Here is a 26,104-nt window from a genome sequence, read left to right on the forward strand (position 1 = left end):
AAAGATCCCGGCCTGCGCCGGGATAACATGTAGGGGCGGGGCGCAGGAGCGCGTTCCGCGGCTGCCATAGTACTGCATCCCGCTTGACGCCGCCGCCTGCCACGCTTACCTCCCCCTCTCGCGTAGAGCGGCGTCCTGCCGATCCGCGTTTCCTCCAGCTTCGGCCGAACTCCCGCGCGTTCCGACCCGCCGGTCCCAGCTACCTCCCACTGCCTGCTCGCATCCGGATTATCCCATGCATCTCAAAGACCTGAAGAAGAAGACTCCTGCCGAGCTGGTGCAGCTGGCCGAGGAACTGGGCGTCGAGGGCGCCTCGACGCTGCGCAAGCAGGACCTGCTGTTCGCCATCCTGAAGGAGCAGGCGGAGCAGGGCGACCAGATCATGGGGCTGGGCACGATCGAGGTGCTGCAGGACGGCTTCGGCTTCCTGCGCAGCCCCGAGGCGAACTATCTCGCCGGGCCGGACGATATCTATGTCTCGCCCAATCAGGTCCGCAAGCACGGCCTGCGCACCGGCGACACGGTGGAGGGCGAGATCCGCGCGCCCAAGGACGGCGAGCGCTATTTCGCACTGACCCGCCTCACCAGCGTCAATTTCGACGATCCCGATGCGGTCCGCCATCGCGTCAATTTCGACAACCTCACCCCGCTCTATCCCGAGCAGAAGCTGATCCTCGACCCCGCCGACCCGACCCAGAAGGACAAGTCGGCGCGGGTCATCGACATCGTCTCGCCCCAGGGCAAGGGCCAGCGCACGCTGATCGTCGCGCCGCCCCGCGTCGGCAAGACGGTGATGCTCCAGAACATCGCCAAGGCGATCACCGACAACCACCCCGAGGTGTTCCTGATCGTCCTGCTGATCGACGAGCGGCCCGAGGAGGTCACCGACATGCAGCGCTCGGTGCGCGGCGAGGTCGTCTCCTCGACCTTCGACGAGCCGGCGCAGCGTCACGTCCAGGTCGCCGAGATGGTGATCGAGAAGGCCAAGCGCCTCGTCGAGCACAAGAAGGACGTGGTGATCCTGCTCGACTCGATCACCCGCCTCGGCCGGGCCTACAACACCGTCGTGCCCTCGTCGGGCAAGGTGCTGACCGGCGGCGTCGACGCCAATGCGCTCCAGCGCCCCAAGCGCTTCTTCGGCGCGGCGCGCAACATCGAGGAGGGCGGGTCGCTCTCGATCATCGCCACCGCGCTGATCGACACCGGCAGCCGCATGGACGAGGTGATCTTCGAGGAATTCAAGGGCACCGGCAATTCCGAGATCGTGCTCGACCGCAAGGTCGCCGACAAGCGCATCTTCCCGGCGCTCGACGTGGGCAAGTCGGGCACCCGCAAGGAAGAGCTGCTGGTCCAGAAGGACAAGCTGTCCAAGATGTGGGTCCTGCGCCGCATCCTGATGCAGATGGGTACCATCGACTCGATGGAGTTCCTGCTCGACAAGATGAAGAACTCGAAGACCAACGAAGACTTCTTCGACTCGATGAACCAGTGACTTGCGCCTTTGTTCGGGTCATGTTCCAGTGTTTCACGTGGAACATGACCCGAACGAGGATGAGGCCCGACGCGCGCTGGTAGAGGCGCTCGGTCGCGTCCGCGCCGGCCAGCGCGCCGCGGCGGAGCACAGCCGGTGCGGGAAGCACTGCCCGATCCAGCGGCCGATGCGGGATCGATGGTGAGAGGTGGACCTTCACCCCACCGTCATTCCCGCGAAGGCGGGAATCCAGAACCTCTGACGCTTGCGCACGATGCGGAAGGCTCCCACGTATCTGGATTCCCGCCTTCGCGGGAATGACGGACGGCGTGAATGGGGTGACTCCATCCCGGCTCGCCATCCGGCTATCGGGCGGCCGTGCAACCCATCGCCCAGCAACCCTTCCGAACCGGCCACATTCCGCTAAGGATGACGCAACCCTGACGGGCGCGTGACCGTTGCTTCCGGCAGGCCCATCGGGAGCGTTTCGTCTTGTCCATCCTAACCATGCTTGCCGCCGCGGGAGCGGCCGCCGGGGCCGTGCAGGGGCCCGGATCGCCTGCCGAGATCTGGCAGCACATCCTCAACGACTTCTCCAACCTCGGCGATCCGGCGGCCTTGGCGGCGTTCGGTTCGGTGCTGATGATCGACCTCGTCCTGGCCGGTGACAATGCCATCGTGGTCGGCGCGCTCGCGGCGGGGCTGCCGGCCGACCAGCGCAAGAAGGTGATCCTGATCGGCATCGGCGCGGCGCTGGTGCTGCGCATCGCCTTCGCGCTGATCGTCACCTGGCTGATGGGGATCGTCGGGCTGATCTTCGCCGGCGGGCTGCTGCTGCTGTGGGTCAGCTGGAAGTTCTGGCGCGAGATCCGCGAGGGCGGGCACCATCCCGACGCCGCCGAAGAGACATCGGGCCTCAAGCCGGCGCGCAGCTTCGCCGCCGCCGCCTGGGCGGTGGCGGTGGCGGACGTGTCGATGAGCCTCGACAACGTCCTCGCCGTGGCCGGTGCGGCGCGCGAGCATCCCGGCATTCTCGTCGTCGGGCTGCTGCTGTCGGTGGCCCTGATGGGGCTGGCGGCGAACTTCATCGCCCGCATCATCGATCGCTATCGCTGGATCGCCTATGTCGGGCTGGCGGTGATCGTCTTCGTGGCGTTCCGGATGATCTATGAGGGCTGGGTGGGCAGCGAGGACACGCTGGGGCTGATCAGCCTGTTCCGGTAGCGCCGACGCCATCCCCCTGGGCCGTTCGTGCCGCGCGACGTCGAAGCACAGGTGGTTTTCGGGCTCTTCGACGGCGCTCAGGGCGAACGGCCGAGGTTAGGTTGATCTTGCGTGCAGGAGCCTTCCCAACCGTCATCCCGGCGCAGGCCGGGATCTCCTGCGGCTCCTGTCGCGACCCTCGACAGAGACCCCGGCCTGCGCCGGGGTGACGGTGAGATGGGCGGGGAAAGGGGGGTCGCTCAGGGCCGGCGGCCCGGTCGCTTACCCCAGATGCTCGGCGAAGAAGGCTGCGGTGCGCTCGTCCGCCAGTCGCGCCGACTCCTCGGAGCGCCGCGCGCCGAACTCGGTCGCGAAGCCGTGATCCTCGCCGGGATAGTCGTGCAGCGTCACCTTGGAGTGGTCGTCCAGCCCCGCATGCATCCGCGCCTGCGCATCCTTGTCGACGAAGTGATCCTCTTCGGGAACGTGGAGCAGCACCGGATGCGCGATGGCGTGCTTTTCGCCGAGCAGCCCGTCGATCCCGACGCCGTAATAGCCGACCGCCGCATCCACATCGGTGCGCGTCGCGGTCATGAAGGCGAGCCGACCGCCCAGGCAATAGCCGACCACCCCGACCTTGCCGCCGTCGCCCAGCTCCGCCCGCGCGGCGCGGATCGTCGCCTCGATGTCGCGGATCGCGCCGTCCTGGTCGAGCTTGGGCATCAGGCCCAGCGCCTGCTGCATCTGGTCGGGCACGTCCGGGTCGAGCTCGATGCCGGGGGCGAAGCGCCAGAACAGGTCGGGGGCGAGGGCGAGATAGCCGGCTTCGGCCAAGGTGTCGCATTTGCGGCGGATGCCGGCATTGACCCCGAAAATCTCCTGGATGACGACGATCGCCGCGCGCGGCGTGCCTTCGGGTCGGGCGCGATAGACGGTGAACCGGGCGTCGCCGGCTAGCGTGTCGAGCGTGATCGTGTCGGTCATGGCCGTCCTCTCCTGGGGATATGCGTTGACGCTGGGCGTCGCGCATGGCGCTATGCGCGCGAGGTTACAGTGACAAGCAGGGACGGCGAACGATGAAGGTGACGATCGAGATCGACTGCACGCCAGAGGAAGCGCGTGCGGCGATGGGCCTGCCCGACCTGACGCCGATCCACGAACGCTATGTCCAGCTGACCCGCGAGGCGATGGAGGGCAATGTCCGGCCCGAGATGCTCGAGGCGATGATGCGCAGCTGGGCGCCGATGGGCGAGGCGGGGATGAACTTCTGGCGGCGGATGCTGGAAGGCGCGGCCAAGTCCGGCAGCTGATCGGCGCGCGCCCTCTGCTATAGGCGCCGGCGCATGACCGACACGATCTTCGCCGTCTCCAGCGGCCGTCCCCCCGCCGCGATCGCGGTGATCCGTATCAGCGGGCCCGACGCCCTGCTCGCCGGCCGCACGCTGGCCGGGCCGCTGCCCCCGGCGCGGGCGGCACGGGTGCGGGTGCTGCGCGACGCCGCCGGGGCGGTGCTCGACCGCGCCTTGGCGATCGTCTTCCCCGGCCCCGCCACCGCGACCGGAGAGGATCTGGTGGAGCTGCACTGCCATGGCGGGCGGGCGGTGGTGGCGGCGGTGGAGGCCGCGCTATCCCGCCTTCCGTCCTGCCGCCGGGCCGAGCCGGGCGAGTTCACCCGCCGGGCGCTGGCGCATGGCCGGATCGATCTCGCCGAGGCCGAGGGGCTGGCCGATCTGCTCGAGGCGGAAACCGAGGCGCAGCGGGTGGCGGCATTGGCCGCGGCGGAGGGTTGGATCAGCCGCCAGGTCGGCGACTGGCTGGCCGAGGTCGCGATCCTCTCCGCCCGGGTCGAGGCGATGCTCGACCATGACGACGAGGACGATGTCGTCGGGGGGGACGACGAGATGGCAGCGATCCGGGGCGGGATGGACGATCTCGGCCGGCGGATCGATGCGGCGGCCTCCGCCCCGCCCGTCGAGCGGTTGCGCGACGGTATCCGCGTGGTCATTGCCGGGCCCCCCAATGCGGGCAAGTCGACGCTGCTCAACCTGATGGCCGAACGCGAGGCGGCGATCGTCTCGCCGATCGCCGGCACCACCCGCGACCGGATCGAGGCGGCGGTGGTGCGGGGCGGGGTGCCCTATCTGCTGCTCGATACGGCCGGACTGACCAAGACCGACGATATGGTCGAGGCGATCGGTGTGGAGCGCGCCGGCGCGGCGATCGCCACCGCGGATCTGCTGCTATGGATGGGAGACGAAGCCCCGCCGCGTCGCGACGCGCTCTGGCTGCACGGCCGGTCCGACCTGTCGGGGCGGGGGACGGTGCCGGCCGATCGGACATTGGCCGTGCGGCAGGACGATCCCGCGAGCATCGCAGCACTGTGGACGCTGGTGGCGGAGCGGTCGGCGGCCTTGCTGCCGCGGGTGGACGCCTTGCCTTTACGTGAGCGGCATCGGCGACTGTGCGGGGAGGCGGCTGCGGCGCTGCGTGTACCGCCGCGCGATCCTCTTCTGATGGGAGAGGCGCTGCGCCGGGCACGCGTTGCGCTCGCTGGCATCACCGGGGCGGATGCGACCGAGACGATGCTGGATGCGCTCTTCGGGCGGTTCTGCATCGGGAAGTGAAATGTTCCACGTGGAACAATCCTTCCCCCGCTGAACTTCGCCCGACTGTTCGTACCCATCATCGTCCCGCGTGACGCGATGACCTATCGACCGTCATCGCTTCGGCTGAGGCCCCGGGTCTGACAGAGGTGAAATGTTTCACGTGGAACATTTTCGCGGCGCGCCTTTATGGTCATCAGCGCCAACATCGTCGGTGCACGAACCCGTTGCCTCCAGAATCGAAGCTGCGAAGAGGACCAGTTGTTTTTCGCCAAGGCAAGATTCGGCACCAGTGGATCATGTCCGTTTCGGCCCTTTGTTTCACGTGGAACAATTCCGCTGAGGACCTTCGACTGCGTCGGCGGTCCAGCCTGTCCGCGCACCGACTCACAGTCCAGCTGCTCAATGCGGTACCGTGCCTCAACAAACCCGGCACAACCGGGAACGGCCAGCCGAGACGAGGCGCTGCCGATTGTTCCACGTGGAACAATTTTGACCCCTCGTCGCCATCGGAGTAGGCGGGCGGCATGAGCGACGTAATCGTAATCGGCGGTGGGCATGCCGGGGTGGAAGCGGCGATGGCGGCGGCGCGGCGGGGCGCGTCGGTAGCCCTCGTCACCTTTTCCCGCAGCAATCTCGGCATGATGTCGTGCAATCCCTCGATCGGCGGGTTGGGCAAAGGGCATATCGCCCGCGAGGTTGACGCCTTCGACGGCGTCATGGCGCGGGCTGCGGACGCGGCGGCGATCCACCACCGCATGCTCAACCGCAGCAAGGGTGCCGCGGTACAGGGTCCTCGGATCCAGGCCGATCGCCGGCTCTATGCCGCGGCGGTGCAGGCAATGGTGACCGCCGAGGCGCGCGTGACGGTGGTCGAGGGCGACGTCGTCGCGCTCGACCTGGCGGGCGGCGCGCTGGCCGGGGTGATGCTCGCCGATGGCCGCCGGATCGCCGGACGCGCGGTGGTGCTGGCGACCGGGACCTTTCTGGGCGGGCGGCTCTTCCGCGGGTCGGAACGGGGCGAGGGCGGCCGGGTCGACGAGCGCGCGGCCGGTCCGCTGGCCGCGGTGTTGCGCGACTTGGCGCTGCCGATGGCCCGGCTCAAGACGGGCACGCCGCCGCGCCTCGACGGGCGGACGATCGACTGGGCCAGCCTCGAACCGCAGCCGTCCGACGCCGAGCCCTGGACGATGTCGGCGATGACCGAGCGCCGGCTGCTGCCCCAGATCGCCTGTGCGATCACCCGCACCACCCCGGCGACCCACGCGATCATCCGCGACGCCATTCCCGAATCCCCGCTCTTTTCCGGTGCGATCGAAGGGGCAGGGCCGCGTTATTGCCCGTCGATCGAGGACAAGATCCATCGCTTCGGTGATCGCGACGGGCACCAGATTTTCCTCGAACCCGAAGGTCTCGACGACGCAACGGTCTACCCGAACGGCCTCTCGACCTCGATCGGTGCGGCGGCGCAGGCCGCGATGATCGCCAGCATCCCGGGGCTGGAGCGCGCGGCGATCACCGTTCCGGGCTATGCGGTGGAATATGACCATATCGATCCGCGGGCGCTCGACGCGACCCTGGCGGTGACCGCTATGCCGGGGCTGTTTTGCGCGGGACAGATCAATGGCACCACCGGCTATGAGGAAGCGGCGGGGCAGGGGCTGGTCGCCGGGCTCAACGCGGCGGCGTTGGCGCTGTCGCTGCCGCCGGTGATCCTCGATCGCGCGTCGAGCTATCTCGGCGTGATGATCGACGACCTCGTCCTGCAGGGGGTCACCGAGCCCTATCGCATGCTCACCGCCCGCGCCGAATATCGCCTGTCGCTGCGGTCCGACAATGCTGAGACCCGTCTTGCGCCCATCGCAGACGCGGCGGGGTGTCTGTCCGAGGCTCGGCGGGCCCATCTCGATCGCCGGAATGTTTCACGTGGAACATTCCGCGCGCGCCTGGCGGTGATGCGGACGGCTTCGGACGTCGCGGCGGCAGGGGGACAGGTCAGTCAGGACGGGGCGCGGCGCAGCGCCTTCGACTGGCTGCGCTTCGACGGCGTCACGCTCGCGCATGTCGCGCCGGGTGCGGAGGACGGGATCGCGCCGGCGGTCGTCGCGGAGACGATCGAGGACGCGCGCTATGCGCCCTATCTCGAACGCCAGGCGGAGGAGGTCGCGCGGCTGCGCACCGAGGAATCGCTGCTGCTGCCCGAGGCGATCGACTATGCCGCGATCCCGGGCCTGTCGAACGAGATGGTCGCGCGGCTCACCGCCAGCCGTCCGCGCTCGCTCGCCGCAGCGGCGCGGGTGCGCGGCGTCACGCCTGCGGCGCTATCGGCCGTCCTGCTCCACGCCCGGCGGCTCGCCGCATGACCGAAGAGGAGGCACGCGACTGGGCGCTCGATCTGGTCGGCGCGCAGCGCTTCGCCATGCTCGAACGGTTCGTCGATCTCGTTCTGGCAGAGACCGCGCAGCAGAACCTGATCTCCCCCGCCACGATCCCAGCCATCTGGTCGCGGCACGTCGTCGACTCGCTCCAGCTGCTGCCGCTGGCGAACAGGTCGAGCGGTGCATGGCTGGATATCGGCACTGGCGGCGGCTTTCCGGGGATGGTGCTGGCCATCGCCGGCGCCACGCCGATGCTGATGGTCGAGCCGCGTCGGAAGCGCGCGACCTTCCTGAGCGAGTGCGTCGCGACGCTCGGCCTGGCGGATGCGCGCGTTGCGGCCGCCAAGGTCGAGCAGGTCGACTGGACGGCGGCAGTGATTACCGCACGCGCGGTCGCCTCGGTCGAAAAGCTTTTGCTTGCCGCCGCGCATTGCGCCACAGAGGAGACGCGGTGGCTGCTGCCAAGGGGTCTGGTCGATCCGGCCGATCTCGCATCGCTCGCCGCACAGCATCGAGTGGTGTTTCACGTGGAACATAGCCTTACCCAGCCGGACTCGGCGATCCTCATTCTCGACGGACGTGGCCGGTGATCGTCGTCGCCATCGCCAATCAGAAGGGTGGGGTGGGCAAGACCACCAGCGCGATCAATATCGGCACCGCGCTCGCGGCGACCGGCCAGCGGGTGCTGCTAATCGACTTCGATCCGCAGGGCAATGCCTCGACCGGGCTCGGCATCGGCCATGCGCAGCGGGAACGGTCGAGCTACGACGTGCTGATGGGCGAGGCGAGCGTCGTCGAGGCGGCGATCCCGACCAAGGTGCCGCGGCTCGACATCGTCGCCGCAACGGTCGACCTGTCGGGCGCGGAGATCGAGCTGGTCGAGTTCGAGGCGCGCACCCATCGCCTGGATACCGCGCTGGCGGCGGTGAAGGACCAGTGGGACATCGTGCTGATCGACTGCCCGCCCTCGCTGGGGCTGCTGACGATCAACGCGATGGTCGCCGCCGATGCGCTGTTCGTGCCGCTGCAATGCGAGTTCTTCGCGTTGGAAGGTCTGTCGCAGCTCCTGTCGACGGTCGAGCGGATCCGCACCCGCTTCAATCCCGGCCTTTCGATCATCGGCGTGGCGCTGACCATGTACGACCGGCGCAACCGGCTGACCGAACAGGTCTCCGCCGATGTCCGCGCGGTCCTGGGCAAGGTGGTGTTCGAGACGGTGATCCCGCGCAATGTCCGCCTGTCCGAGGCGCCGAGCCACGGCCTGCCTGCGCTGATCTACGACCATCGCTGCTCGGGATCGGAGGCCTATATGGCGCTGGCGCGGGAGATGATCGGGCGCCTGCCCCAGGCGGCCAAGACGGCGGTGGCGGCATGAGCGAGGCCTTGCGGCGGCCGCGCGGCGGCCTGGGCCGGGGGCTCAACGCGCTGCTGGGCGAAATGGCGCGCGAGACTCCGGTCAGCCCCGATGCGGAGCGGCCGAGCGGGGTGCGGATGCTGCCGGTCAGCGCCATGGCCCCACACCCGGACCAGCCGCGCCGCCACTTCGACGATGCCCTGCTCGACGAGTTGGCCGGGTCGATCGCGGCGCGGGGGCTGATCCAGCCGATCGTCGTGCGACCGCACGGCCATCAATATCAGATCGTCGCGGGCGAGCGGCGCTGGCGCGCGGCGCAGCGGGCGAAGCTGGCCGAGGTGCCGGTGGTCGTCCGCGACCTCTCCGACTCCGAGACGCTGGAGATCGCGCTGGTCGAGAACATCCAGCGGGCGGATCTCAACGCGATCGAGGAGGCGCAGGCCTATCAGCGGCTGGCCGGCGAATATGGCCATACGCAGGAAGCGCTGGCCAGGATCGTCCACAAGTCGCGCAGCCATGTCGCCAATCTGTTGCGGCTGCTCGAACTGCCCGAGCCGGTGCAGACGCGGGTGGTCGATGGCAGCCTGTCGATGGGCCATGCCCGCGCGCTGCTCGGCGCACCCGATGTCGAGCGCCTCGCGACCCAGATCGTCGACCGCGGCCTATCAGTGCGCGAGACGGAGAAGCTGGCGCGCGAAACCAAGAGCCCTCGCGACGAGGCGGATGCCGCGCCGCGGCGTCCCGCCAACGACGTGCGGGGTGGCGACACCGCTGCGGACAGCGATATCGCGGCGCTCGAACGCCAGCTCGCCGATCTGCTGGGCGTTTCGGTGACGATCGTCCACGGAGGAAAAGGCGGGTCGGTGACGCTCGGCTATGCGACGCTCGACCAGCTCGACATGATCTGCCAGCGGCTGACCGGCGAGGGGATCTGAGCCCGGAGGCGCGGCCCGGCGACCGGCTGCTCGCGCCGTTCACTGCGGGACGCCGGTGACGATCGTGGAATGCGATACGTCACCGGCTGCCGTTCAGAACTTGTACCGTACCGATGCCGCGAAGTTGCGGGCGTAATAATAGATGTCCTGCGGGATGTCGCGCGAGTTCCAGTAGAGTTGCACGCCGTTGCGGGTGAGGTTCGATGCCTCGACCGAGAGGGTCAACTGTTTGGTGATGTCGTAATTGATCGAGGCGTCAAGGCGCTCGACCGGATCGGTGAACCGGTTATCATAGTAGTAATATGGATTTACCGAATAAACCTGCTTGCTCCGCCAGTTGTAGGCGACGCGGACGTTCAGACCGCCGCGTTCGAAGAAACCAATGACATTGTAGACATATTTGGAGGTATAGAGCCAGGGCCTCACTAAATAGCCGGTCACGTTATTTTTGGCGTCAAAGACGGGATATTCCTGTTGCGTCTTATTGTAGGTGAAGTTGACGGTGCCGCCGAAGGACTTAAGAACGCCCGGCAGGAAGGTGAAGAAGCTGGTCGCCGACGCCTCGATGCCGGTAAATTTGCCGCGCCCGGCATTATAGGGGCGATACACGAGCACCGGATCGGCGTAGCCGGGCAATATCTCAGACCGAAGCTGCGTTTGCAGATAGCCATCCTGCCGCCACTTCCAGGCTGCCAGGCTGATCGATCCCGCCTCGCCGAAATAATATTCCAGCGACATATCGTATTTGTTCGTCGTCGTCGCCCGGGCATTGGGATTGCCGCCCTGGCCGTAAACCTGATTGGGATTGGTCGCGTTGATAGAGGTGGCAGGATTCAAGGCTTGGGCGCTCGGGCGCCCGACGTCATAGGTCCAGGCCGCGCGGAGCTGTAGCTTGGGCGAAAAATGCAGGATCGCATTCACGCTGGGCAGAACATCGAGGTAATTGCCCTTCGACCTTACAAGCTCGGCCGTGGTTACATATTCCGGGCGCTTGCCGTCGATCGACTCAAAGGTGGTGGTCAGCTTGTTGGCGTTCAGCCGGGTCAGGCTGTTGACGAGGCGGGCGCCGAACGTCCCCTCGATCGGGAAGAGCAGCTTCACATTGTAATGGGCCATGAAATAGGCCGCGTAGCTTTCCTCGTTGCCGCTGAAGTATCGGAACGGATCGTAATCCGGATAGGCCTTGACCAGGTCTGAACCGGGGTTCGTCGCTACCGCCAGGGCGCGGATGGCATTCCAGTTGCGCCGGATCACGTTGTTCCCGCCAGCGAGCCAATCCGCATCGGCCCCCGTGGTCGTGCCCTGAAAGCCCTTGCCGATCGGGGTCAGCTTGTAGTCGGGCAGGGACGCGATCGGCACCCGCATATTGCCCTCACCGCGTTCGCCGATCTTGCGTTCGTAGTCGCGACTGGCGTGACGAAAGCCGGTCTTGAACCAGTCGATGAAGGACGAGTCCGTGTTGAGCTTGAGATCGTAGCGCTGTTCCAGTTCCGAACTAATCTCCAGGATACGGCTCTGAGAAATACCATCTATGTAGATGTAGTTTTTCGGATCCATCAGATCGATATTCTTGAAGTCGATATTCATGCCGCCGCGCGGATCCTTGGCGGTATTGAACTCGACGTCGAAGCTGGGCTGCTGGAGGAAGCGCGTGTAGTGATAAAGCCTGTCCAGAAAGAAATGCGACTTTGCGTAGTTGATCCAGCCGGTAAATTCCATCCGGTCGGTGATATAGTCGATCTGGAAGCGTGACGTATAGTTGCGGGTCCAGATCAGGGTCGAATCCTTGCCCGGACCGATCGGATCGATCGAGGTCGCGCTCAGCGACTGGGCGAGCCGGCCGTCGGGGCCGACCACGATGTTGGTCAGCGTGGGCGGCGGATTCTTCGAGTCGGAATAGGTGATCGGGATCCAGAACAGATCGTCGAGGAACTGGGCGGCGGCGTTGGTGAACGAACTCTCCGCCGTGAATTTCCAGCGGTCGTCGGGCCGCCATTGCGCCGAGACGTTCATGCCGACGCGGCTGTTGTTGCCGCGGCGATAGAAGATGCCGACCCGGTTGGGCATGTAGATGCCGGCGGGCGTGGTGCTCGGCTCGATGATCTGGCGGGGATCGTCCGGCAGGACCGGCAGATTGTTGAATCGGTCCGACTCGTTGTATTGCAGATGGTTGTAGGTCGCGTTGACCATGAAGCCCATCTGCCCGAGCGGCGTGTCGCCATTATAGGCGACGAGCACGCTGCCATAGGGGTTCAGCGACCGGCTTTGGTCGTTATAGTCGCCCTTGACGTTGATCGCATAGGTGGCGCCGCTCTTGAAATCGGTCGGGCGGCGCAGCGAGAGATTGACGACCCCGGTCGGGCTGCCCTCGATCTGGTCCGGGGTGCGGGTCTTGTAGACCTCGATGCCGGCGATCAGGTCCGACTGGATGTCGTTGAGGAAGGTCGTGCGCGAGGTGCCCGAAAAGGCGGTCGAGCCGTTGATCGTCGTCATCGCGTCGCTCAGGCCGCGGATGCGGATGCTGGTGCCCTCGCCGCGATCGCGCTCGAGCTGGACGCCGGGCACGCGCGCGAGCGCCTCCGGAACGTTCTTGTCGGGCAGCTTGCCGATGTCCTGCGCCATCACGACGTCGACGATCTGCTGCGCCTTGCGCTTGACGTTGCGGGCGGTCTTCACCGTGTTCTTGAGGCCGACGACGACGATGTCGCCCTCGAGCCGGCCCGACTCGCCGTTCGCGGCCTTGCCCGTATTGGCGCCGATCCCGCCGGCGGCCGACGCCGTCCCGGCAGGCGGCGTCTCGGCAGGCGGCGTGCTGCCCGGCTTGCGCTTCTTCCCCTTGGCCGGGCGCTTGGCCGGCTGCTCGGTCGTCGGATCGCTTGCCCCCGCCGCCGTGTTAGCGGTCGCCGCGAGGACCGGTTGAGCGGTCAGCATGGCCCCCGTGCACACGCCGACCATCAGACACGCATAGCTTACGCTCTTCATCTCTCTCCCCCCACGAGGCGGCCGCGATTCGCGGCCGACATTCTGTTCTTCCCTGCGATGCCGCCCCGTTCGCAGGATCTTTTGTCCTGCAAAACATCTCGACACACATAAAAGTTACCGGTACCCCATTGGCTCGGCAAGGGGCAAAAACAGGCCGGGAACGCGATAAATTGGGGGGAAACCGACGATCTTCCGCTAAGTGTCACAGAAGTCCCGCAAAGATGACGGCTCTCCAACTGTCGGACTTAATGCGGTGGGTGACAGGGCGGTGGAATTCCGGGGCGATCGCCCCGGCGAATCGGCCGCGAATCGCATCTTCCCGCTGCCGGCGACCACGCAGCCAAGCGTGGCGCGGCCTCCTGTCGATCGGGGCCCGGGGCGCAACGCACCCAGGCGCACCGGGGGACATTCGGGCCTAGGGAAGAGGGAGAGGGACGCATGATCGTAGAACGGGACGCACCGGGGGGTGCCGCCATCGATGAGGGCCGGCGCGGCTTCTTCGCCGCGGTGCTGGCCGGTGCTTTCGCCATCGGCCTGGCCGGGCAGGCCGGGGCACAGAGCGGGGGAACGGGGAGCGCGGTGACCGACACCGACCTGCTCACCCTGTCGCTCAACATGGAATATCTGGTCGGGGAGCTCTGCTCCTACGGCGTCTATAGCGGCAGCCTGCCGGCGGACGCGCTGACCGGCAGCGGCACCCAGGGGGTGACGCTCGGCGCGCGCCCCGTCCGCTTCCAGTCGGGCTCGGTGCGCCGCTGCCTCGACGAGATCGCGGTCGACGACTATTTCCACATCCTGTTCCTGCGCGACACGCTGCGCGCCAACGTCGTCGCGCAGCCGCAGATCAACCTGGGCGGCGGAACCGACGGACCGTTCACGGTGCTGGCGCGGGCGGGGGGCGTGGTGGCGCCCGGCGACAGCTTCGATCCCTATGCGTCGGACGCCAATTTCCTGCTCGCCGCGATGGTGCTGAAGGACATGATGGTCAGCTTCTATGCGGGGCTGGCGCCGCTCTATACCAATCCGATCCTGCTCAACGTGGCGATCGGGCGGCTCGGCGGGCACGCCTATAACGCCGGAATGATCCGCTCCACGCTCTACCGGCTCGGCGCGGCGAACCCGGCCGTGCGGCAGAGCGCCGGCGGCTTCGCCACGGCCGTGGCGGGCTATTCGACCTCGGCGACCGCGAGCCAGGGCATCGGGCCCGATCAGGTCAACGGCCAGGCCGTCGCCAACATCCTGCCGGGCGACCGGAACGCGATGGTGCAGGCGAGGACCGCGGCGCAGACCCTCAACGTCGCCTTCCTCAACCGGGCGGCGACGACGCTGGGCGGGTTCTTCCCGGCCGGGCTGAACGCCAACATCCGCATCAGCGCCGCACTCTGAGCGAACAGGAGGGGGATAACATGACCGACATGATCGACACGACCGGCACGGCCGACACGACCGACGCCGACGCTACCATCCACCCGCTCCGGGCGGCGGCCGATCGCCGGCGCTTCCTGCGCCTCTGCGGGCAGGGCGGCGCGATCGCCGGCGGCGCGATGCTGCTCGACGCCTGTGGCGGGGGCGACGACGACAGCACCGCCTCGCCGAGCCCGACGCCGACGCCGACCGCCTCGCCGACCGCACCGCCGGTGCCGACGCCGGTTCCGACCTATACCGCGACCGATGCGGACCGGCTGAACTTCCTGCTCCAGGTGGATTATCTCTTCGCGGCGCTGATGCTGCGCGGGGTGCTCGACCAGAGCCTGCCGGCGAGCCTGACCGGCGGTGCCGGCGCGCAGGGCAGCGTGACCGGGGGCAGGGCGTTGTCCTTCCAGGACCAGATCCTCGCCGAGCTGCTGCGGGAGACCGCCTATGACCTGGTGACGCAGATCACGGCGCTGCGCGGGCTGATCGGCAGCGCCGTGACCGCACAGCCCGCGATCACCATCGCCGGGACGGTCGACGGCCCCTTCACCAAGCTGGCGCCGACCACCGTCGTCAAGGCGGGCGACGCCTTCGATCCCTATGCGTCGGAGGAGTTGTTCCTGATGCAGGCGACCGCGATCGGCGCGATCACGGTGACCGCCTATCACGACGTCGCCCGCCAGATGAGCAATCGCGACCTGATGGCGAAGGTGTCGGCGCTGATGGCCGCGCGCAGCTATCAGGACGGCATGCTGCGCTACTATCTCTACTGGCGCGGCGCGCTGAACAACAGCCTGTACGATACCATCTTCAAGCTGAGCGATGCGCGCGACGCCTATGACGGCAATCGTGACTACGACAAGGGTGTCGGCAACCAATATGGCGCCGACATCCTGCCGGGCGACGCCAACCAGGGCGTGTTCCGCCGCACGCCCGAGCAGGTGCTGAACATCCTCTATATCAGCAAGACGCCGGTCGCGGCGGGGGGCTTCTTCCCGGCCGGCGTGAACGGCCTGATCAAGACGAGCGGGTCGAGCCAGACCTGAGGGCAGGGCGTGCGCGCCGGTCGGGGACGAGGAACCCGGCCGGCGCGCGCGGACGCGATCCGACCGAGGCGGGAGTGACAGGATGACGATGAGCGGCAGGTGGCGGATGCTGGCGACGGCGGCGACCGTGGTGGTGGCGGCGGTGGCGGGGGCGGGACCGGGGACGGCGCAGCCCGCGCCGGCCCCGGTCGAGAGCGCGGTGGCGGCGGCGGCCGCGCAGGACGATGCGGCGGCGCGGCTCGCGCGGGCGGTGGTGGCGCGGATGACGATCGAGGAGAAGCTGCCGCAGCTCCTCAACGTCGCGCCGGCCATCCCGCGGCTCGGCATCCCCGCCTATAACTGGTGGACCGAGTCCCTCCACGGCGCGCTGGGGCCGGTCGAGACGACCAACTTCCCCGAGCCGATCGGGCTGGCCGCCACCTTCGACGCACCGCTGGTGCAGGCGGTCGCGGGGGCGATCGGCACCGAGGTGCGCGGGCTCCACACGCTCGCGCGGCAGACCGGGCGGCTGGGGCGGATCGGCACCGGGCTCGATACCTGGTCGCCCAACATCAACATCTTCCGCGATCCGCGCTGGGGCCGCGGGCAGGAAACCTATGGCGAGGATCCGTTCCTCACCGCGCGGATCGGGGTAGCCTATGTCCGCGGCATACAGGGCCCCGATCCCGAGCGCCCGCTGGTGATCGCGACGCCCAAGCATTTCGCGGTGCACAGCGGGCCGGAGGGGACGCGCCACTCGGCCAACGTCTTCGTCTCGGCGCACGATCTGGAGGACACGTTCCTTCCCGCCTTCCGCGCCGCCATCGTCGAGGGCCGGGCGGGATCGATCATGTGCGCGTACAACCGGATCGACGGCCAGCCCGCCTGCGCCAGCGACCTGCTGCTCAAGACGCACCTGCGCGAGGCCTGGGGCTTCAAGGGCTATGTCGTCTCCGACTGCGATGCGGTGAAGGACATCGCCGACAACCATCATTACGCCCCCGATCGCGCCGCGGCGGTGGCGGCGGCGATCCGGGCCGGCGTCGACAATGAATGCAATTACGAGACGGTGCTCTACGTCGCCGACCTGGAGAAGCGCTATGCCGAGGCGCTGCGCCGCAACCTGATCACCGAGGCGGATGTCGACCGGCTGCTCGTCCGCCTGTTCGCGGCGCGCTATCGCAACGGCGACCTGCCCGGCCTGGCGGGGGCGCCCGCGGCGCTGCCCCCGTCGGTGGTGGGAAGCCCCGCCCATCGCGCGCTGGCGCTGGCGACCGCCGAGCGCTCGATGGTGCTGCTCAAGAATGACGGGCTGCTGCCGCTGAAGGCCGGAGTGCGCGTGGCGGTGGTCGGCCCGCTCGGCGACGCGACGCGGGTGCTGCGCGGCAACTATTCGTCGGCGCTGTCGGGCCCGCCCGTATCGGTGGTGGAGGGCCTGCGCGCCGAACTGGGGGCGGAGCGGGTGACGCTGGTGCCCTTCGGCGCCTCCATCACCGATGGCGACCGGGTGCCGACCGCGGCGCTGCGCACGCCCGACGGCCAGCCGGGGGTGCGGGTCGACTATTACAACCCGGTCACGCCGCTGCCGGCCGCCTTCGCGCCGGGCACGCGCGACCGGGCGATCGCCGCGGCGACCTATGCCGCCACCCCGGTCGTGTCGCGGGTCGAGCCCGATATCGGCGACCGCAACCTCGCGCTGCCGCAGGTGCAGGACGTCCACCGCACCGTCTGGACGGGCTATCTGGTGCCGCCGGCCAGTGGCACCTATCGGCTGGGCCTGGCCGGCTGGGGCGGCACGCTGATGCTCGACGGCAAGGCGTTGAAGGGGGAGTCCTCACCGGCCGGCAGCCTCACGACGCTCGATCTGGTCGGCGGCCGCCGCTACGCGCTGCGGGTCGAGGGCGGCGCGGTCGACCTGATCTGGAAGCGGGTGTCGAAGACGCCCGACGCCGATCTCGAAGCCGCGGCGGCACGGGCCGATGTGATCGTCGCGGTGGTCGGCCTCACCTCCGATCTGGAGGCGGAGGAGACAGGCGTGTCGGTGCCGGGCTTCAGGGGCGGCGACAAGACCGATGTCGAGCTGCCCGCGGACCAGCTGGCGATGCTGGAGCGCGCGCGCGCGACGGGCAAGCCGGTAGTGGTGGTGACGCTCAACGGCAGCCCGCTCAACCTGAGCTGGGCGAAGGACCATGCCGCGGCGGCGCTGGAGGCCTGGTACCCGGGCGAGACGGGCGGGCAGGCGGTCGCCAACATCCTGACCGGCAAGACCAATCCTTCCGGGCGCCTGCCGCTGACCTTCTATCGCAGCGTCGCCGACCTGCCCGATTTCGGCGATTATGCGATGACGGGGCGGACCTATCGCTATTTCGCCGGCCAGCCCGTCTATCCCTTCGGCCACGGCCTGTCCTACACGCGCTTCGCCTATGGGCCGCTGAGGGTGACGCCGGCGGCCGGCGGGGCCGCGCAGGGGCTGCAGGTGACGGCGCAGCTGACCAACAGCGGTGACCGTGCGGGCGAGGAGGTGGCGCAGCTCTACCTCAACTTCCCCGACGTGCCGGGTGCGCCGCGAGTGGCGCTGCGCGGCTTCCAGCGGGTGGCGCTCAAGCCGGGCGAGACGCGCACGCTCCGCTTCGACCTCACGCCGCGCGACCTCAGCTCGGTGGCGCTCGACGGGACCCGCGCGGTCGCGGCGGGGCACTACCGGGTGACGGTGGGATCGGGACAGCCGGATACGGGCGCGCCGGGCACTTCGGCGGATTTCACCGCACAGGCCGGGGCGGCGCTGCCGCGATAGGCGGTGGGCTCGCCGTTTCGGCAAGGATCGGGGCAGGAGCCGCGGGAGGCCCCGGCCTGCGCCGGGGCGACGAAAGGGGTTGGGGGGGTAAGACCTTTCCACACATGCTTCCGTCATCCCCGCGCAGGCGGGGAGCCAGACGCGCGGGAGCTTGCCGCATAACTCGCAACGTCTGAGGCTATGGATCCCTGCCTTCGCGAGACCCCTGGGAAGTCTTCCGTCCACCCCGGCGAAGGCCGGGGTCCAGTTGGGCAACGGCAGTAAGTCATTGCAAAGCTTCGCCCAGCTGGACCCCGGCCTGCGCCGGGGTGGACGCAAAATGGTGGGTGCTCGGACCTTCGCAGAGGTCTCGCCTTCGCGGTAATGACGGAAGTGAAGTGGACTCCGAGCTATTTGCAAAGGTCCTGCGAAGACCGGGATCCTTGGCGAGGATCAGGGCTGGGGCCGCGAAAGGCTCGGCCACGGGATTGCAGACGCTCGCGCCCTCAGCCGCGTCGCGCCAGCGCCCGTGCCAGGGCCAGCGTCGCCTGTTCGGCCAGTACCGGGCCGGCATTGCCCGACGCCATGATCGCACGCTCCGCCCCGCGGATGCGGGCGAGGGCGTCGGCGAGCATGGCGGGGGTCCAGCGGCGCAGCGCGCGGGCGGTGGCGGCCTCCTCGCGGAAGAAGACGCGGTGGCGCTTCATGACGGCGTCGGGCGTGTCGCCCGCGGCGATCTCGGCGCGCATCTCGGCGAGCGCGACGAGGCGGCGGGCGATCTGGCGCAACCACGGGATGGGGGAGGTGCCCGTCTCTCCCAGCCGGGCGAGCTCGGCGGCGAGTCGGTCGGGCTGGCCCTCGACCAGCGCCTCGACCGCGCGGGTGGCTTCGGCCTCGTCCAGATCGGCGCCGACCGCGTCGATCGCGTCATGGTCGAGCTCACGCGGGCGATCGGGCGCGGCGTCGCAGTAGAGGGCGAGCTTCTCGATCTCGCGCGCCATTACCGCGCGGTCGCCGCCCGCCGCCGCGACGAGCCGCGCGGCGGTGCCGGGGGCGAGGCGCAGGCCCTGCTCGCCCGCCAGCGTCGCCGCCAGCCGCTCGGCATCCTGCGCGGTCGGGGCGTAGCAGCCATAGGCCATGGCCAGCGGCGAGTCGGTCGCGAGCTTGACGATCTTCGCAGTCGTGCGAACCGAGGGCGCGAGCGCGACGACCGGATGGGCGACCGCCTCCGCCTCCAGCAGCGCGGCGAGTGCGGTCAGGCTCTCCTCGCCCGCGCCGCTGACCCGGATCCAGCGCGGATCGCCGAACAGCGACAGCGCGGCGGCCTCGTCCGACAGGCGGGCGGGATCGGAGCGCAGCGTGGCGCCGTCGAGATCGACCCGCTCCGCCCGATCGCCCATCGCCTGTCCGACCAAGGCGGCGAGCGCGGCCGCGCCGGCCTCGTCGGGACCATGGAGGAGGTAGAGGCGGACCGGCGGGCGCGGCGCGGCGAGCGCCTGGCGGATCTGGTTGGCGCTGGCCTTCACGGCGTCCCGACGACGGGGGTCGGGCTGGGAGTCGCGACCGGCACCGGCGGGGGCGGCGAGGGATTGCGCGCATAGAGGGCGAGGCGGGCGACAATCTCGTCCGCGACGATCCCCGACAGGCGTTCGAGCGCGGTATTCTCCGCCGCGATCGTGGCATATTCGGAGGACTGGACGACGTCGATGCCGGCATCCGAGCCGGCGGTGGCGTCGAGCAGCAGCCGGTCCGCGCTCGCATCGATCAGCTGGTAGCGGGCGCGCAGGATGCGGCGTTCGCGGGTGACGCTGTCGTCCCGCCGTACGCCGAGGCCGCTGATCTGGTCGTCGAGCCGCACCACGAGGCGATAGCGCGGCGCGCTCGGCTGGCCGAGCCGGTCGCGCAGCGCATTGGCCATCAGCCAGCCCGCCTTGCCCTCGATCGGCGCGACCTCGACCTCCGCCAGCGCCGCGGCGACGGTGCCGCCGCTGCCCCCGCCATAGAGCGGACGCAGGCCGCAGCCGGAGAGCGCGGCGGCGGCGAGGAGGAGGAGCGCGGGACGGATCATGCGACGAGGTTCACCAGACGGTCGGGCACCACGATGACCTTGCGCGGGGCCTTGCCCTCCAGCGCGCGGACGATCTTGTCGCTGGCGAGCGCGGCGGCTTCCAGCGCTTCCTTCGGCGCGCCCTTGGGCAGGGTGAGCGTGTCGCGCAGCTTGCCGTTGATCTGGACGGCGACGGTCACCTCGTCGTCGACCAGCATCGCCGGATCGATTTCGGGCCAGGCGGCATCGGCGATCAGCCCCGCGCCGCCGCGCGCCGCCCAGGCCTCTTCGGCGACATGCGGCACCATCGGCGCGGTGAGGAGGAGGAGCGTATGCGCCGCGGCGTGGCGATCGGCCGAGGGCTGCGCCTTCTCGATCGCCGAGGCGAGGGTGTAGAGCCGCGCCACCGCCTTGTTGAACTGCAACGCCTCGATATCCGCGGCGACATCGCGGACGGTGCGGTGGGCGAGCTTGCGCAGGGCGATATCCCCGCCCTCGCCCTCGGCATCCGTGGTGACGATCCGCCACAGCCGCTGGACGAAGCGCCATGCGCCCTCGATCCCGGCCTCGGACCAGGGGAGGTCGCGCTCGGGCGGACTGTCCGACAGCATGAACCAGCGCACCGCGTCCGCGCCATACTGGTCGACGATCGGTTCGGGATCGACGGTGTTCTTCTTCGACTTGGACATCTTCTCGACGCGGCCGATTGTGACGGGCGCGCCGGTGGCGATCTCGATGCCGTCCGCCACCTCGGGCGGGGAGAGCCAGCGGCCATCCTCCGCCCTGTAGGTCTCGTGCGTCACCATGCCCTGCGTGAACAGGCCAGCGAAGGGCTCGGCGATGTCGAGCCGGCCGATATGCTTCAACGCTCGCGTCCAGAAGCGGGCGTAGAGGAGGTGGAGGATCGCATGTTCGACCCCGCCGATATACTGGCCCACCGGCAGCCAGCGCTCGGCCACCGCCCGGTCGAAGGGCCTGTCGTCCGGCTGGCTGGCGAAGCGGATGAAATACCAGCTCGAATCGACGAAGGTGTCGAGCGTATCGGTCTCGCGCACTGCGTCCGCGCCGCAGGACGGGCAGGCGACGTGCTTCCACGTCGGATGCCGGTCGAGCGGGTTGCCGGGGACGTCGAAGGTCACGTCCTCGGGCAGGGTGACGGGCAGCTGCTCGCGCGGCACCGGCACCGCGCCGCAAGCGGCGCAGTGGATGATCGGGATCGGCGTGCCCCAGTAACGCTGGCGGCTGACGCCCCAGTCGCGCAGGCGGTAGACGGTGGTGCCGCTGCCCCAGCCCTCCGCCTCGGCGCGTTCGATCACGGCGCGCTTGGCCTCCGCCACGTCCATCCCGTCGAGGACATGCGAGTTCACGATGGTGCCGGGGCCGGTATAGGCCTCGTCGCCCTCGAACACCGGATCGGTGCGGTCACCGTCGGAGACGACGCGGCGCACGGCGAGGCCGTATTTGCGCGCGAAATCGAGATCGCGCTGGTCATGCGCCGGCACGCCCATCACCGCGCCGGTGCCGTACTCCATCAGCACGAAGTTCGCGATGTAGACGGGCAGGGTCCAGGCGGGATCGAAGGGGTGCCGGACGGTCAGGCCGGTGTCGAAGCCCAGCTTCTCCTGCGTCTCCAGCTCGGCCGCGGTGGTGCCGCCCGCCTTGCAGCGGGCGATGAATTCGGCAGCGTCCTCGCGCGTCTCGGCGAGCGCGCGGGCGATCGGGTGATCGGCGGCGATGGCGACGAAGCTCGCGCCGAAGATCGTGTCGGGGCGGGTCGAGTAGACGTCGATCCGCTCCTCCCCGCCAGCGGGGAGGAGCTGGAAGGAGAAGGTGAGGCCCTGGCTGCGGCCGATCCAGTTTTCCTGCATCAGCCGGACCTTGTCGGGCCAGTCCTTCAGCTCGGCGAGGCCGTCGAGCAGGTCGTCGGCGAAGTCGGTGATCTTCAGGAACCACTGGTTGAGCTTGCGCTTCTCGACCAGCGCGCCCGAGCGCCAGCCGCGGCCGTCGATCACCTGCTCGTTGGCGAGCACGGTCATGTCGACCGGGTCCCAGTTGACCGCCGATTCCTTGCGATAGACGAGGCCGCCGGCGAACAGGTCGAGGAACAGCGCCTGTTCGTGGCCATAATAGTCGGGCTCGCAGGTCGCCAGCTCGCGCGTCCAGTCGAGCGCGAAGCCGAGGCGCTTCAGCTGCGCCTTCATCGTCGCGATATTGGCGCGGGTCCAGGTGCCGGGATGCGTGCCCTTTTCCATCGCGGCATTCTCGGCCGGCATGCCGAAGGCGTCCCAGCCCATCGGGTGCAGCACCTCGTGCCCGGTCATCCGCCGATAGCGCGCCAGCACGTCGCCCATCGTATAGTTGCGGACATGGCCCATATGGATGCGCCCCGAGGGATAGGGGAACATCTCGAGGACATAGGCGCGCGGCTTGGGGCTGTGATCGTCGGCGGCGAAGGTGCGCCGCGCGTCCCACTCGCCCTGCCAATGGGCGTCCGCCTTCAGGGCATTGTACCGGCTCATCGCAGCGTCAGCCTCAGCCGGCGACCGAGGTCCGCCGCAGGTCGCGGGCGCGGGTGAGGATCAGGTCCTCCAGCTTCTGCGTGGTCGCGGCGGTCATCGGCGCGGCGACCCACTGGCCGCCCTGGTTGACCTGGCGCAGCCCGGCGACGCGGATCGCGTCGGCGCGCAGATCCTGGTCGAGGATGGTGACGGTGAACTTCACCCGCTCATTCGGCGCCTGCGGATTGGCGTACCAGTCGGTGACGATGACGCCGCCGTTCGAGTCGGTCTGCACCAGCGGCATGAACGACAGCGTGTCGAGCGTGGCGCGCCACAGATAGGAGTTCACGCCGATCGTCGTCACGCGTGAGGCGGCGAGATCGGGGGCGGGCCGGTCCTTCTTGCTGGCGCAGGCGGCGAGCGAAAGGGCGGCGATCGCGATGACGGGCCCGGTGACAAGGGCGGAAGGGCGGAACATGGCGGAAATCCTGCGCGAAGGGAGCGACTGACCGCCTCTATCGCCCGCCGCCCCCAGCGGCAAGCGGGGCGCCCGCTGCCCCTTGCACACCACGGGCGACGCGGTCGCCCCGGTTTTGGCAGCCTGTGTGACCTATGCAACACCTGACCGAATTCCGACCAAGCTGGTGGCGCTAACGGATCAAAGTCTGCTAGGGCCGGTTCGGGGCATAAGAGACCGCCAGGGAGTAGGAACGGTGAGCGCTGGGCGCGTGATGATCGGGATCGCAACGGCGGGCCTCGCGGCCGTCGGCGCTCTCGTCGCGCCTGCCTTCGGCGCGACCGATCAGGACCGCGCGCAGGTCGCACCGCGCGCCTCCGCCACCCGCACCGTCGGCAGCTTCACCCCCGCCGCGGGCGATCCGCGACTCGCCGCCATGCTGGCGCGCGGCGGCATCGACGCGGCCCAGTTCCGCTTCACCCCCGCCGAATCGCGCCGCGACTCGCGCGCGGTGACCGTCGCCGTCCGGGCGCGGGCGGTGCGCGGGACGACGGCGCGCGGGCTGGCGACCGATGCCGCGGTCGGGATCGCGCCGATCGCGTACAACCTCGGCATGTCGCTCGGCTGGAAGCGATTCGCGGTGGCCGGCGACGTCAAGCGCGTCGACCTGATGGGCCAGCCCGGCGGTCGCGACTCGGCGGACGTGACGGTCAGCTATTCGACGCCGCGCTGGACCGGCCGGGTCAAGGCCGAGGCCGACCAGCCGCTCGCCGGCGTGCCGCGGCTCGTCTCGGGCGATCCGGGCTATTCGCTCGATCTGGGCGGCTCCTATCGCCTGACCCGCAACATCGACGTCACCGCCGGCGTCCGCTACCGCGCGGATCGCGACCGGCTGACGCAGATCGACCAGCGCCGCGACAGCCAGGCGGTGTATGTGGGGACGGCCTTCCGCTTCTAAGGGCATCCGTTCGGGCAGGATCGGGGCGTCGATTTCGGCGACGTGCGTAATCCCCTTGCGATGGCTCGATCCGCGCGGCTTCGACCCGGCCATGTCGCGCGGTGTGCGGAACACGGACCGGCCCGGCCGCGTCGGCGATCGTCCCTGGCCTTATACCGCGTCACCCGGCACGCGCCCTGTCCCGAAGCCCCGCCGGTCCGTCCCTTGTCGGAAGCGGCGCCAGACCGGAGGATAGGGCGTGGTCCGAAGACGGGGAGAGGGTGATGCGCGGTTCTGCCGTTCCGGCGACGGCCATGCTGGCGGCCCTCGCCGTGGCGATCGCACCCGTGTCCGGCACCCCGGCTCCGCCGGCCGTCGCCGGGCCCACATGGGACGAGGTGGCGTCCCGCTTTGCTCGCCTCAACATCCAGATGATGAACAAGGATCGCGAACTGCTCGACTGCGAGGTGTCGCCATCGACCGGCGACGACGAGGTCGACGAGGCGATCTGCCTGTTGATCCAGCGCTGCGTCGAGGGCGGCGCGGTAACGCGACCGGACGCCAATCGCTGCGTCGGACCCTATCTGCGCCGGTTACAGGGCCTGGTGAAGGCCGGCGCGTTCACAAAAGGGGCGGACGATCTGCCGGAGACGCCGGGCGACCCGCCGGATGCAATCGTCGTCCGCGGCCGCAAGGCGGTGCAGCCGGACGCCGGGCTGTGGCTGGTCTCGTCGTGGCGCACCGCGTCGGACAGTAGCGACGGCGCGCTGCGTGGGGCGGGGAGCCCGGTATCGTGGCGGCGCTGCATTGCGACGGAAACCCCCGCCTCGGCGCTGGCGCTCCTCATGAAGGCCAATCCGCTCGAAAATGCGGAGTCGCCACTGAGCCGGGCGGAAGGAGCCGCGCCGACGGCGGCGAGCGGTGCCGCGTTGCCGGGCGGGGCGAGCGCTCCCGCCGCTGCGACGCCGCCTGCCGTCGAGTCGGAGACGCTACGCTGCGGCTGGAAGATGACGCCCGGCGGCGGCACGATCAGCGGCGCGCTTCGCTGCGTGGGACCGCGCGGCAGCCTGTATCGCGGGTCGCTCGCCGGCCGCTACACTGCGGTTCGCTATGCGGCGACCGCCGACATCAGCGTGACCGACATGCGATCGGGCGCCACCAGCCACGAGACGCGCCAGATCGTCGCCCGGCGGGTGCGCGATTGCACGGCGGGCGAACAGGCGACGAGCGACGTCATCAAGCGCTAGGATCCGTTGGCGCTCAGGACAGGACCCGGTATCGCCGCCAAGGCCGGGGCCGCGCGATCATGCGCGCCGGCATGAACCGCGAGAGGGCCCGGCCACTGTCGGGGCGACGATCCGGATGGGGCGAACCGGCCCCTAGGCGGCGTCGCCGGATGTATGACCCGTGGGCCGATCCTGCGGATGGTGCGGGACGAGGATCAGCGTGTCGCCTTCCACGCGCCAGGATTTGAGCCGCGACAGGAAGTTCATGCCCACCACGTTGATGTCGCCGAAGGCGGGTGAGACCACCACCGGCAGGTCGCGCGCGACGATGTTGCCGAGGCGCAGTTCGGGCACGGTGCCGGTCTGCGCCTGGACGGTGCCGTTGGCGGTGCGCAGCAGCACGGGCACGATCCCCTCGTCGGGCGTCAGCCCCGCCGCGCGGGCGGTGGCGGTGGAGACGGCGGTGACGGTGGCGCCGCTGTCGACCAGCATCCGCCGCTCGATCCCGCCCAGCGTCACCCGCACCCAGAAATGGCCGTCGGGGCTCATCCGGATGCGCATCGTGTCGCCGACGACCTTCTGGTCCTCCAGCTTCAGAAAGGCCGCGATCCGGCCGAGATAGGGGTCGAAGCTCGCCCGCTCGCCCAGCACCACGACGAGCAGCAGCGCCAGCGCCCCCCAGGTGGCGACGCGCACCAGCCCGCCGAGGATCGGCACCCGCCGCGCGACGAGGATGACCGCCACGACGAGCGCGGCGATCAGATAGGGGACGGGCTCCGAGCCGGGGGTGGGGAACATAAGC

The 26,104-nt window shown here is 69.2% G+C and carries 20 protein-coding genes; 13 read left to right on the forward strand and 7 right to left on the reverse strand.

Annotation, left to right across the window (positions count from 1 at the left end; genetic code table 11):
- Window positions 1–235 precede the first annotated feature (235 nt).
- Both rho and IEX18_RS15220 read left to right on the forward strand, forming a co-directional pair.
- Complete coding sequence (gene rho / locus IEX18_RS15215; RefSeq protein ID WP_188659604.1) at window positions 236–1,492, forward strand: transcription termination factor Rho; 1,257 nt, start codon at window positions 236–238, stop codon at window positions 1,490–1,492.
- A gap of 486 nt (window positions 1,493–1,978) precedes the next feature.
- Entirely contained in the window at window positions 1,979–2,695 is a 717-nt protein-coding gene (locus tag IEX18_RS15220; protein WP_188660083.1) for a TerC family protein, read from the forward strand.
- A gap of 261 nt (window positions 2,696–2,956) precedes the next feature.
- Here the strand turns inward: IEX18_RS15220 and IEX18_RS15225 are convergent, their stop codons facing one another.
- Window positions 2,957–3,658 (reverse strand): dienelactone hydrolase family protein, encoded by a 702-nt coding sequence (locus tag IEX18_RS15225; protein WP_188659605.1) that lies wholly within the window; start codon window positions 3,656–3,658, stop codon window positions 2,957–2,959.
- A gap of 92 nt (window positions 3,659–3,750) precedes the next feature.
- Here IEX18_RS15225 and IEX18_RS15230 point away from each other — a divergent pair, with 92 nt between their 5' ends.
- The 6 genes from IEX18_RS15230 to IEX18_RS15255 all read left to right on the forward strand — a co-directional run bounded on the left by IEX18_RS15230 (window position 3,751) and on the right by IEX18_RS15255 (window position 9,944).
- Window positions 3,751–3,984, forward strand: coding sequence for a DUF6489 family protein (locus tag IEX18_RS15230; protein ID WP_188659606.1), 234 nt, complete (start codon window positions 3,751–3,753; stop codon window positions 3,982–3,984).
- A 33-nt stretch (window positions 3,985–4,017) separates the two neighbouring features.
- Complete coding sequence (mnmE, locus tag IEX18_RS15235) at window positions 4,018–5,298, forward strand: tRNA uridine-5-carboxymethylaminomethyl(34) synthesis GTPase MnmE (RefSeq protein ID WP_188659607.1); 1,281 nt, start codon at window positions 4,018–4,020, stop codon at window positions 5,296–5,298.
- A gap of 506 nt (window positions 5,299–5,804) precedes the next feature.
- On the forward strand, window positions 5,805–7,640 hold the full coding sequence (gene mnmG, locus IEX18_RS15240; protein WP_188659608.1) for a tRNA uridine-5-carboxymethylaminomethyl(34) synthesis enzyme MnmG: 1,836 nt from the start codon (window positions 5,805–5,807) through the stop codon (window positions 7,638–7,640).
- Window positions 7,637–8,245, forward strand: coding sequence for a 16S rRNA (guanine(527)-N(7))-methyltransferase RsmG (gene rsmG, locus IEX18_RS15245; RefSeq protein ID WP_188659609.1), 609 nt, complete (start codon window positions 7,637–7,639; stop codon window positions 8,243–8,245). Before mnmG ends, rsmG begins: the two co-directional genes overlap by 4 nt.
- Complete coding sequence (locus IEX18_RS15250; RefSeq protein WP_188659610.1) at window positions 8,242–9,030, forward strand: ParA family protein; 789 nt, start codon at window positions 8,242–8,244, stop codon at window positions 9,028–9,030. Before rsmG ends, IEX18_RS15250 begins: the two co-directional genes overlap by 4 nt.
- Entirely contained in the window at window positions 9,027–9,944 is a 918-nt protein-coding gene (locus IEX18_RS15255) for a ParB/RepB/Spo0J family partition protein (RefSeq protein ID WP_188659611.1), read from the forward strand. Before IEX18_RS15250 ends, IEX18_RS15255 begins: the two co-directional genes overlap by 4 nt.
- A 93-nt stretch (window positions 9,945–10,037) precedes the next feature.
- Here the strand turns inward: IEX18_RS15255 and IEX18_RS15260 are convergent, their stop codons facing one another.
- Window positions 10,038–12,926 (reverse strand): TonB-dependent receptor, encoded by a 2,889-nt coding sequence (locus IEX18_RS15260; protein ID WP_188659612.1) that lies wholly within the window; start codon window positions 12,924–12,926, stop codon window positions 10,038–10,040.
- Window positions 12,927–13,364: 438 nt separating this feature from the next.
- On the opposite strand from IEX18_RS15260, the gene IEX18_RS15265 reads away from it, so the two are divergent.
- The 3 genes from IEX18_RS15265 to IEX18_RS15275 all read left to right on the forward strand — a co-directional run bounded on the left by IEX18_RS15265 (window position 13,365) and on the right by IEX18_RS15275 (window position 18,158).
- Window positions 13,365–14,312: a ferritin-like domain-containing protein gene (locus tag IEX18_RS15265; RefSeq protein ID WP_188659613.1), complete on the forward strand. Its 948-nt coding sequence runs from the start codon at window positions 13,365–13,367 to the stop codon at window positions 14,310–14,312.
- A gap of 20 nt (window positions 14,313–14,332) precedes the next feature.
- Window positions 14,333–15,385, forward strand: a complete 1,053-nt coding sequence (locus tag IEX18_RS15270; protein ID WP_188659614.1) for a ferritin-like domain-containing protein — start codon at window positions 14,333–14,335, stop codon at window positions 15,383–15,385.
- A gap of 88 nt (window positions 15,386–15,473) precedes the next feature.
- Entirely contained in the window at window positions 15,474–18,158 is a 2,685-nt protein-coding gene (locus IEX18_RS15275; RefSeq protein WP_188659615.1) for a glycoside hydrolase family 3 C-terminal domain-containing protein, read from the forward strand.
- Between the two features lie 485 nt (window positions 18,159–18,643).
- Here the strand turns inward: IEX18_RS15275 and holA are convergent, their stop codons facing one another.
- Genes holA through IEX18_RS15295 form a run of 4 tightly spaced genes read right to left on the reverse strand, consistent with a single transcriptional unit; the run spans window position 18,644 to window position 23,160 of the window.
- The gene (holA, locus tag IEX18_RS15280) at window positions 18,644–19,663 is read right to left on the reverse strand and encodes a DNA polymerase III subunit delta (protein ID WP_188659616.1); all 1,020 of its coding nucleotides are present in this window, start codon (window positions 19,661–19,663) and stop codon (window positions 18,644–18,646) included.
- Window positions 19,660–20,205, reverse strand: coding sequence for an LPS assembly lipoprotein LptE (gene lptE, locus IEX18_RS15285; RefSeq protein WP_188659617.1), 546 nt, complete (start codon window positions 20,203–20,205; stop codon window positions 19,660–19,662). The genes holA and lptE overlap by 4 nt, the downstream gene beginning before the upstream one ends.
- A complete protein-coding gene (gene leuS / locus IEX18_RS15290; protein ID WP_188659618.1) occupies window positions 20,202–22,703 on the reverse strand; it encodes a leucine--tRNA ligase in 2,502 nt (833 codons plus the stop codon). The genes lptE and leuS overlap by 4 nt, the downstream gene beginning before the upstream one ends.
- 13 nt (window positions 22,704–22,716) lie before the next feature.
- Entirely contained in the window at window positions 22,717–23,160 is a 444-nt protein-coding gene (locus IEX18_RS15295) for a DUF3576 domain-containing protein (RefSeq protein WP_188659619.1), read from the reverse strand.
- Between the two features lie 235 nt (window positions 23,161–23,395).
- Between IEX18_RS15295 and IEX18_RS15300 the strand changes: the two genes are divergently transcribed.
- Together IEX18_RS15300 and IEX18_RS15305 are read left to right on the forward strand one after the other, a co-directional pair.
- On the forward strand, window positions 23,396–24,097 hold the full coding sequence (locus tag IEX18_RS15300) for a hypothetical protein (RefSeq protein WP_308419353.1): 702 nt from the start codon (window positions 23,396–23,398) through the stop codon (window positions 24,095–24,097).
- A gap of 263 nt (window positions 24,098–24,360) precedes the next feature.
- The gene (locus IEX18_RS15305; RefSeq protein WP_188659620.1) at window positions 24,361–25,323 is read left to right on the forward strand and encodes a hypothetical protein; all 963 of its coding nucleotides are present in this window, start codon (window positions 24,361–24,363) and stop codon (window positions 25,321–25,323) included.
- A gap of 132 nt (window positions 25,324–25,455) precedes the next feature.
- Here the strand turns inward: IEX18_RS15305 and IEX18_RS15310 are convergent, their stop codons facing one another.
- The gene (locus IEX18_RS15310; RefSeq protein ID WP_188659621.1) at window positions 25,456–26,100 is read right to left on the reverse strand and encodes a retropepsin-like aspartic protease family protein; all 645 of its coding nucleotides are present in this window, start codon (window positions 26,098–26,100) and stop codon (window positions 25,456–25,458) included.
- Window positions 26,101–26,104 lie beyond the last annotated feature (4 nt).

This window comes from Sphingomonas metalli (assembly GCF_014641735.1).
GTDB lineage: Bacteria > Pseudomonadota > Alphaproteobacteria > Sphingomonadales > Sphingomonadaceae > Sphingomonas > Sphingomonas metalli.